Genomic DNA, 7,069 nt, shown 5'->3' on the forward strand with positions numbered 1-7,069 from the left:
ACGTGATCGGCTTTCCCGACATCACGCCTGATCTGAAAGCCGCGATGCCTGCACTGCGCGGGCGATTGCTGGCCAACGAGTCGCTTGCGCCGCTGACCTGGTTTCGCGTCGGTGGTCCCGCACAGGTGCTGTTCACGCCGGCGGATGAAGACGATCTCGCGTACTTCCTGTCGAAGCTGCCCGTCGATATCGCTGTCACCGTCGTCGGCGTCGGCTCAAATTTGATCGTGCGCGACGGCGGCATCGAGGGCGTGGTGATCCGCCTCAGCCCGCGCGGTTTCGGCGCAACGACGGCCAGCGCGGACATTGTCACCGCCGGCACTGCCGCGCTCGACAAGCGCGTGGCGGAGACAGCGGCTGCCGCCAATATCAGCGGCCTCGAATTCTATTTCGGGATTCCCGGCTCGATCGGCGGCGCGCTGCGCATGAATGCCGGCGCTAATGGCGGCGAGACGAAGGACGTCCTCATCGCGGCCATCGGCATCGGCCGTGACGGCACGAAGCATGTCTTCGACAACGCCGGCATGACGTTCGTCTATCGCAACTCCGGCGTCGATCCGTCGATCATCTTCACGTCAGCGACATTTCGCGGCGTGATCGCTGGGCCCTCGGTCATTCGCGCGAAAATGGATGATGTGCAGAATCACCGCGAGACCGCGCAGCCGATCCGTGAAAAGACCGGTGGTTCCACCTTCAAGAATCCGCCGGGCCATAGCGCCTGGAAGCTGGTCGATGCTGCCGGCTGCCGCGGTCTGCGGGTCGGCGGTGCGCAGGTCTCGGAGATGCACTGTAATTTCCTGATCAACACCGGCGACGCCACTGCGACTGATATCGAGACGCTAGGCGATACCGTTCGCGCCCGCGTGCAGGCGCAGTCGGGCATCGATCTGCACTGGGAAATCAAGCGCATCGGCGTCAGGTAATTGTCGTTCCGGGGTGCGAGCAGCTTGCTGCGAGCGAACCCGGGACCTGGAGATGATGCGCAACATTTCAGGATTCCGGGCCTGCATCAGCCGGCTCCGCCGTCTGCTGCATCCCGGAATGACGGAGGAGGTTGAGGGCCGCGCTACTTCGCGGGTGGGGCCGCCGGCGCCGGCGTGGCGTCCGGGACGCTCACGGTATCGCTCAGCACCAGCAGTCGCTCCAGCGGTGCGGATGAGACGCGCAAGGTGCCTTGAAACGGGTGTTCTTGCAGCGCGATCAGGCCAAGGGCCACGACGGACGCGGTCGAGAACACTGTCAGCGCGGCGAGCAGCGCGCGCGGCCGTTCCAGATGAACCAGCGACAGCGCGATCTGCGTCATCACGCCGAGGATCAGCACCGAAATCCATTTCAAATCGTTGGTGTAGTCGGACGCAAGACTGAGCCGGTCGGTGCGCGCGGTGCCGACGCGGACCGCCGAGTTCAGCAGGGCGGTATGCACCGCGCCGCTGGCCGCGCTGGTGATCGAGGGATCGCTGACCTCGCGCAAAAGTGCATCATAGGCTGTCGAGGTGGTCGCCGCAGGGCCGCCCTCGATCATCTGTGGCCACTCGTCCTGCACCGCGCTGCGGGCGTAATCCTTCAGGGCGACGCGGATGTCGTGCATATCGCTCACCGACGCCACCGAGAGCGTGTAGATGTTGCGCAATTCGCCAGCCTCGGTCTGCACTGCGCGTACCGCCTGGCGGCTGCGTTCGCCGACGTCGTTGGCGAGAAAGCCCGTGAGCAGCGCGAACAGGATCGCTACCGCCGAAAAGAACGGCGCCACCACGCCGGCCAGGGATTGTATCCGGCCCGCCACCGGGGAGCGGAAAACCAGTCGGGTCAGCGCCACAGCCGCGCCAAAATACAGCGCGCACAGCGTGACGAAGATGCCTAAGGCGGGCAGGTCGAGCCAGGCTCGAATCATCGAAGGTCTCCAGATCTGCGGTGTAGGGGCTCGCGCGACATGCGCAAATCAGCAATATCTGACTCGCCGATGGCAATGCTATTGGCTGATCGGCACGGCCACGGCCGAGTGAGGGCAAATCGATGACAGAACGGAACGAAAGCGGACGGATCACCATCCTGTTCGGTGGCCTGAACAAGGAGCGGCTGGTTTCGGTGGCCTCCGCACAGGCGCTTCATCGTGCGCTGCCGGAGGCCGATCTTTGGTTCTGGGATGCCGATGATCGTGTCTATCCTGTCATGCCGCAAAAGCTGCTGGGTCACGCCCGCCCGTTTGAGGATGCGTTCAAGCCGGACGCAGCCAGCCTGGGGCCGCTGATGCAGGCGCTTGACCAGGCGAAGGCGGAGAACCGCGTGCTGCTGCTCGGCCTGCATGGCGGCACCGCGGAGAATGGTGAATTGCAGGCGATGTGCGAGATGCGCGGTATCGCCTTCACGGGCTCCGGCTCGGCGTCGTCGAACCTTGCGTTCGACAAGGTCGCGGCGAAACGCTTTGCCGCCATCGGCGGCGTCACCGTCGCTGCCGGAATCGCGCTGGACGGAATCGAAGCCGCACTTGCCGAACACGGCCGGCTGATCGCCAAGCCGGCGCGGGACGGATCGAGCTACGGCCTGATCTTCGTCAATGCGACGCAGGACGTCGTCGCCGTCCGCCATGCCGCGAAGACCGAGGACTATGTGATCGAGCCGTTCGTCGCCGGCATCGAGGCGACCTGCGCCGTGCTTGAGCAGGCCGATGGTTCGCTGATCGCGCTGCCGCCGATCGAGATCATCCCGGCCGATGGCGGCTTCGACTACGAAGCGAAATATCTCGCCAAGTCGACGCAGGAAATCTGCCCCGGCCGGTTCGCGCCGGAAATCACTGCGGCGATCATGGTGGATTCGATCCGCGCCCACCGGGCGTTGTCCTGCGCGGGCTATTCGCGGTCGGATTTCATCGTCTCGGACCGCGGCCCGGTCTACCTCGAAACCAACACGCTGCCCGGGCTTACCGCGGCCTCGCTCTACCCCAAGGCGCTGGCGGCGCAGGGCATCGGCTTCGTCGACTTTCTGGAAGGGCAGATCGCGCTGGCGACGAAGCGGGTGGGGTCCTCGACCTCGTGATCAAGCGCTGTCGTTCCCCGGCGCGCCAATTGGCGCGCCTGAGGGCGCGAGCAGCGTCAGCTGCGAGCGAACCTCAGCCGCTCCAATTGGAACGGCGGGGAATCCCGAGATGGCTGAACATCTCCAAGTTCCGGGCCTGCGCCAGCCGTCTTCGCCGTCCGTCGCATCCCGGAATGACCGTGTCGGGCGCATGTCCGGTTCCGTGTCCGATAAGACCCGGTTCCGCTAAACTCTTGCACAACCGCATCAAATCGCACCGTGTTCAGACCAACTTTACAGTTTGTTTACCAGGAAGTCCGAAGGTTAACGCTGGCGGCGCATGTGGCGTCTGGCTGCCGAGGCGTGAGCGTGCGGAGTTCCGTATCGAACATGGCGTCGGCACCGGAGCTCTGTGCCGGAGCCCGCTTGTAGGCGGGTCTAACAGATGACGAGCTCGTGCAATGCTTGGTGCAGGACACCTTTCCCGGTCGGTTCGACCGCAGGGTCCCCAAACTGACCTGAGACTCGCTGCCAGGGGAGCAGCGATCCTGCTCCGCGAGCAGCTGGCTCCGCTTGCCCGTTTTCTGGCCAAGCTCCGTTTCCGCAAGCCGGTGATCCGCGAACAGAGCCCGAACCGTTTCGTCTCCGCGGTCGAGCGCTATGTTCCGCGCCGCGTCGGCATTGCCGCCACCGTCATGATGCTCACCGGCAGCGTCGCGCTCGGCATCGTCAAGGGCAACCACCTCGAGGAAGTCACGGATTTCCTCAGCGACACCCGTAACGCCGCGGCGAACGCCGCCGGTTTCCGCATCGCCTCGGTGACGCTGAACGGGCGCAAGCAGCTCACGCAAGACGAAATCCTCGCGATCGGCGGCGTCAACGGCCGCTCCTCGCTGCTGTTTCTTGACGCCGCCGTGGTGCGCGACCGGCTCAAGGCCAATCCGTGGATCGCTGACGCCAACGTGCTGAAGCTGTATCCCGACCGGCTGCAGATCGACGTCACCGAGCGTACGGCGTTCGCGCTATGGCAGCAGGACGGCCGTCTCGCCGTCGTGGCCGACGACGGCGCCGTTCTTGAAACCTACGTGTCGCGGCGCTTCACCGCGCTGCCGCTGGTGGTCGGTAAGGGCGCCGACACCCGCGCGAAAGATTTTCTCGCGCTGCTGGATCGCTATCCGCAGGTCCGCGCCGTCACCCGCGCCGCGATCCTGGTCGGCGAGCGGCGCTGGAATCTGCGCCTGAAGGACGGCCTCGACATCAGGCTGCCCGAAAACGACGTCGGCAATGCGCTGGCGATGCTGAGCAAGCTCGACAAGGAAGATCATTTGTTCTCGCGTGACATCGTTGCCATCGACCTCAGGCTGTCGGACCGGCTCACTGTGCGGCTGTCGGAAGAGGCCGCCAAGGCGCGCGACGAGCTGTTCGCCAAGGATAAAGACAAGAACAAGAAGAAAGCGGGCGCGGCATGACCGGCCTCGATCGCAACCAGGCGCCGAAGACGCGCCAGATGGCCCCGAACCGCACCGCGCTGGTGGCGTCGCTCGACGTCGGCACCAGCAAGATCGCGTGCATGATCGCGCGGCTGAAGCCATGCCCGCCCAGTGAAGCGCTGCGCGGCCGCAGCCATGCCGTCGAGCTGATCGGCTACAGCCAGATCCAGTCGCGCGGCGTGAAGTCCGGCGCCGTCGTCGATATGGGCGAGGCAGAGCAGGCCGTGCGCCATGCGGTGTCGCTGGCCGAGCGGATGGCGAAGGTTCGCGTCGAGTCCGTGCTGCTGTCGGTTTCCGCTGGCCGCCTGCAGGGCCAGCTCATCGAAGCCTCCGCCGATATCAAGGGCGGCGCGGTCACCGCCGCCGACGTCACCCGCGTCACGTCCACCGGGATGAAGCATGCGACGCCGCATGGCCGCACCGTGCTGCACGCGTTGCCGGTCGGCTACTCGCTGGACGGCGTCAAAGGCATCCGCGATCCCCGCGGCATGGTGGCGAGCCAGTTCGGCGTCGACATGAACGTCGTCACGGCGGACGCCACGGTCGCGCGCAACCTGATGCTGGTGGTCGAGCGCTGCCACCTCAACGTCGAAGCCATGGCAGCGAGTCCTTATGTCGCAGGACTGTCCGTTCTCACCGACGACGAGACCGATCTCGGCGCCGCTGTCGTCGAGATGGGGGCAGGGACCACGACGATGGCGATCTAGTCCGGCGGCCGCTTCGTGCACGCGTCGGGATTTGCGGTCGGCGGGCAACACATCACCATGGATCTCGCCCGCGGACTCGGTTGCTGCATCGCAGATGCCGAGCGAATCAAGACGTTATATGGCACGGTACTTACCGGTGGCTCCGATGCGCGCGAAACGATGACCGTGCCGACGGCTGGCGACAACGATCGCGATTTTCCGCAGGTCGTTTCCCGCGCCACCATCGCGAACATCGTGCGGCAGCGTGCCGAGGAGATTTTTGAAATGGTCAGGGACCGGCTTGCGGATTCGCCCTTTGCCGCAGAGCCGCGGGCGCGAGTCGTGCTGTCGGGCGGCGCGTCGCAGCTCAATGGCCTGGCCGAACTCGGCACCCAGATTCTCGGCCGTCCGGTTCGCATCGGCCGTCCGCTCGGTTTCGGCCGGCTGCCCTCGGAGGCCAAGAGCGCTTCGTTCGCAGTGCCGTCCGGGCTGCTCGTTTACCCGCAATACGCTCATCTTGAACACGTTGAACCGCGGCATACGCGGCAGCTCAAGACAGGGACCGACGACGGCTATTTCGGAAAGGTCGGGCGATGGCTTCGCGAAGGCTTCTAATGAAATTTTTCCGACCCACCCTTTTTCCATCTTCGACGCTTTCGGCCTTCGGCCGCGGGCATGACCAGACAACGCGCGCGTAATCGAGAGGCAACGAAATGACACTCAACCTGACCCCCCCTGATATCGCCGAGCTCAAGCCCCGCATCACCGTGTTCGGTGTGGGTGGCGCTGGCGGCAATGCCGTCAACAACATGATCACCGCCGGTTTGCAGGGCGTCGACTTCGTCGTCGCCAACACCGACGCGCAGGCGCTCACCATGTCAAAGGCGCAGCGCATCGTGCAGATGGGCACCGTGGTGACCCAGGGCCTCGGCGCCGGCTCGCAGCCGGACGTCGGCGCTGCCGCCGCGCAGGAAGTGATCGACGAGATTCGTGATCACCTCTCGGGCGCCAACATGGTGTTCGTCACCTGCGGCATGGGCGGCGGCACCGGCACCGGTGCAGCCCCCGTCATCGCCAAGACCGCGCGCGACATGGGCATCCTCACTGTCGGCGTGGTGACAAAACCGTTCCACTTCGAAGGCCAGCGCCGCATGCGCACCGCCGAGTCCGGCATCGCCGAGCTCCACAAGGTGGTCGATACGCTGTTGATCATCCCGAACCAGAACATGTTCAGGGTAGCCAACGAAAAGACCACCTTTGCCGACGCCTTCGCGATGGCCGACCAGGTGCTCTATTCGGGCGTCGCCTGCATCACCGACCTGATGGTCAAGGAAGGCCTCATCAACCTCGACTTCGCCGACGTTCGCGCCGTGATGCGCGAAATGGGCAAGGCGATGATGGGCACCGGCGAAGCGACCGGCGAGAAGCGCGCGCTGACCGCGGCCGAAGCCGCGATCGCCAACCCGCTGATCGACGACTCCTCGATGAAGGGCGCCCGCGGCCTGCTGATCTCGATCACCGGCGGCAAGGACCTGACGCTGTTCGAAGTCGACGAAGCCGCGACCCGCATCCGCGAGGAAGTCGATCAGGACGCCAACATCATCGTCGGCGCGACCTTCGACGAGACCCTCGACGGCATCATCCGCGTCTCGGTCGTTGCCACCGGCATCGAACAGGCGATCATCGCGCGCAACGCCGCCGCCCCGGCCGCGGCCGCGACCAACGCCGTTGCCTCGGCCGCCACGCCGGACAGCCGTCTGGCCGATCTGACCGCACGGCTGCGCGCCGACAATGCGCGCATGGCCGAACGCGCCCAGAAGCTCGAGACCTCGGCACCGTCGGCTGCGGCCCCGGTCGCTGCGGCAGCGCCGCAGCGCACGG

Annotated in this window: 5 protein-coding genes and 2 pseudogenes; 6 read left to right on the forward strand and 1 reads right to left on the reverse strand. The window is 65.6% G+C overall.

Going from position 1 to position 7,069, the window contains the following annotated elements; all coding sequences use genetic code 11:
* Positions 1-5 precede the first annotated feature (5 nt).
* Positions 6-923 (forward strand): UDP-N-acetylmuramate dehydrogenase, encoded by a 918-nt coding sequence (gene murB, locus JWQ24_RS27730; RefSeq protein WP_299815597.1) that lies wholly within the window; start codon positions 6-8, stop codon positions 921-923.
* Positions 924-1,066: 143 nt separating this feature from the next.
* On the opposite strand, the gene JWQ24_RS27735 is transcribed toward murB, so the two are convergent.
* The gene (locus JWQ24_RS27735) at positions 1,067-1,891 is read right to left on the reverse strand and encodes a DUF4239 domain-containing protein (RefSeq protein WP_299815573.1); all 825 of its coding nucleotides are present in this window, start codon (positions 1,889-1,891) and stop codon (positions 1,067-1,069) included.
* Between the two features lie 122 nt (positions 1,892-2,013).
* Here JWQ24_RS27735 and JWQ24_RS27740 point away from each other — a divergent pair, with 122 nt between their 5' ends.
* The 5 genes and pseudogenes from JWQ24_RS27740 to ftsZ all read left to right on the forward strand — a co-directional run.
* Positions 2,014-3,033: a D-alanine--D-alanine ligase gene (locus tag JWQ24_RS27740; protein ID WP_299815576.1), complete on the forward strand. Its 1,020-nt coding sequence runs from the start codon at positions 2,014-2,016 to the stop codon at positions 3,031-3,033.
* Between the two features lie 267 nt (positions 3,034-3,300).
* Positions 3,301-3,534 (forward strand): annotated as a pseudogene (locus JWQ24_RS27745) (hypothetical protein); the annotation flags it as partial.
* Entirely contained in the window at positions 3,474-4,481 is a 1,008-nt protein-coding gene (locus JWQ24_RS27750) for an FtsQ-type POTRA domain-containing protein (RefSeq protein ID WP_299815579.1), read from the forward strand. The pseudogene JWQ24_RS27745 and the gene JWQ24_RS27750, both read left to right, overlap by 61 nt.
* Positions 4,478-5,803, forward strand: a pseudogene (ftsA, locus tag JWQ24_RS27755) (cell division protein FtsA). Before JWQ24_RS27750 ends, ftsA begins: the two are co-directional and overlap by 4 nt.
* Positions 5,804-5,901: 98 nt before the next feature.
* Positions 5,902-7,069 (forward strand): cell division protein FtsZ (gene ftsZ, locus JWQ24_RS27760; RefSeq protein WP_299815581.1); only part of this gene is annotated, 1,168 nt, incomplete at its 3' end.

Source organism: Tardiphaga sp. (genome assembly GCF_028290495.1).
Taxonomy (GTDB): domain Bacteria; phylum Pseudomonadota; class Alphaproteobacteria; order Rhizobiales; family Xanthobacteraceae; genus Tardiphaga.

Bases quoted from the DNA above. Each gene is read 5' to 3' on its own strand.
- JWQ24_RS27735 (WP_299815573.1), bottom strand. From the start codon at position 1,891: ATGATTCGAGCCTGGCTCGACCTGCCCGCCTTAGGCATCTTCGTCACG.
- JWQ24_RS27740 (WP_299815576.1), top strand. From the start codon at position 2,014: ATGACAGAACGGAACGAAAGCGGACGGATCACCATCCTGTTCGGTGGC.
- JWQ24_RS27750 (WP_299815579.1), top strand. From the start codon at position 3,474: ATGCTTGGTGCAGGACACCTTTCCCGGTCGGTTCGACCGCAGGGTCCC.